This is a genomic window from Arthrobacter sp. Y3223164, assembly GCF_059091005.1.
Genome location: NZ_JBNHGF010000482.1, coordinates 1 through 1,807, shown reverse-complemented (window position 1 = coordinate 1,807; position 1,807 = coordinate 1). Strand labels below are relative to the sequence as shown.

Annotated in this window: 1 protein-coding gene and 1 pseudogene; both read right to left on the bottom strand. The window is 68.0% G+C overall.

What is annotated here, in order from left to right; all coding sequences use genetic code 11:
• Window positions 1–1,458: tRNA (N6-isopentenyl adenosine(37)-C2)-methylthiotransferase MiaB (miaB, locus tag AC5RUJ_RS15635; RefSeq protein ID WP_494156172.1), on the bottom strand; the 1,458-nt coding region annotated here is incomplete at its 3' end.
• A gap of 54 nt (window positions 1,459–1,512) precedes the next feature.
• Window positions 1,513–1,807: pseudogene (locus AC5RUJ_RS15630) on the bottom strand (hypothetical protein); the annotation flags it as partial.

The following is a 1,807-nucleotide window of genomic DNA, read 5'->3' as shown; positions in this document are numbered from 1 at the left end:
GGCGGCCGGTACCGCACAGGAATCCGCCTGGGAGCGGTCCCACGCGTCCCCGGCGCGCGAGCGGCGCAGCTGGTAGTCCGCTTCGGATGCCGGGTCGGCGATCAGGTGGAACGGTGCCGCCTCGGTGACGGTCACCGTGACCAGATCGCCGGGCCGCGGCGCCGGCGCACCCGCGGGCACGGAAAAGTGCACCAGCCGCTGATCCCGGGCCCGCCCGGAGAGCCGGTGGGTCGCTTCCGCCTTGCGTCCCTGCTGCGCGGTCACCATGACCTCGAGCCGGCTGCCCAATTGTTTGGCGTTCTCTTCGGCGGCAATCCGGTCCTGCAGGGCAATCAGGCGCTCGTAGCGTTCCTGCACCACGGCCTTGGGCAGCTGGTCCGGCAGTTCCGCGGCCGGCGTGCCGGGCCGCTTGGAGTACTGGAAGGTGAAGGCACTGGCGAAGCGGGCCCGTTCCACCACCTCCAGCGTGGCTTGGAAGTCCTCCTCCGTCTCCCCGGGAAATCCGACGATGATGTCGGTGGAGATGGCCGCGTGCGGAATCCGTTCCCGGACCTTCTCGAGGATGCCGAGGAATTTCGTGGACCGGTAGGACCGGCGCATGTCCTTCAGGACCTTGTCCGACCCGGACTGCAGCGGCATGTGCAGCTGCGGCATGACGTTGGGTGTTTCGGCCATGGCCTCGATGACGTCATCGGTAAACGCCGCCGGGTGCGGGCTGGTGAACCGGACCCGTTCGAGGCCGTTAATGCTGCCGCAGGCCCGCAGCAGCTTCGCGAAGGCGCCGCGGTCGCCGAATTCAACGCCGTAGGAGTTCACGTTCTGCCCCAGCAGGGTGACCTCGATGGCGCCGTCGTCGACCAGGGCCTGGACCTCCGCCAGGATGTCCCCCGGCCGGCGGTCGCGTTCCTTGCCGCGCAGCGAGGGCACGATGCAGAACGTGCAGGTGTTGTTGCAGCCGACCGAGATGGAAACCCACCCGGAGTACACCGCGTCGCGCTTGGTGGGCAGCGTCGAGGGGAAGACATCGAGCGACTCGAGGATTTCCAGCTGCGCCTCGTTGTTGTGCCGGGCACGTTCCAGCAGGGCGGGAAGCGAACCCACGTTGTGGGTGCCGAACACGACGTCGACCCAGGGCGCCTTCCGGAGGATCGTCTCCCGGTCCTTCTGCGCCAGGCAGCCGCCGACGGCGATCTGCATGCCGGGGTTGCGTTCCTTCACGGGGGCGAGCTGGCCAAGGTTGCCGTACAGCTTGTTGTCGGCGTTCTCCCGCACCGCACAGGTATTGAACACCACGACGTCGGCCTGCCCGCCTTGGGACTCGACCATGCCGGCCGCCTCGAGGAGCCCGGCAAGCCGCTCGGAATCGTGTACGTTCATCTGGCAGCCGAACGTGCGCACTTGGTAGGTGCGGGCTTCGTGCTGCGTCTCGATGGGCGGGGCTGGGGCAGTCAAACTCACCTTACAAGGGTACGGCCTGCGGCGGGACCGGCCACAATTCGCACGGCCGGCAAATCAGTACCAGTTATTGGCCAGCTGGAAGTCCAGGGCCAGGCACGGCGAACCGTACCGGGACTCGATGTAATCCAGGCCGCGGTCGAGCCGGATCCGGAAAACATACCCGCCGTCGGTCGATTTCTCAACGCTGGCGTTGCCTTCCGACTCCTGGTTCCAGAGTTCTTCGAGGCAGGCCAATTCCCCGGCACCCCAGCCGGGGACCGGGCTTGCTGCTCCGGTGTGGGTGTCGGCTGGCTCCGGGGCGTTCGCGGGCGCCTCGGCAGGAGCCGAGGAGCCGCCCTGGTCTGCCGCC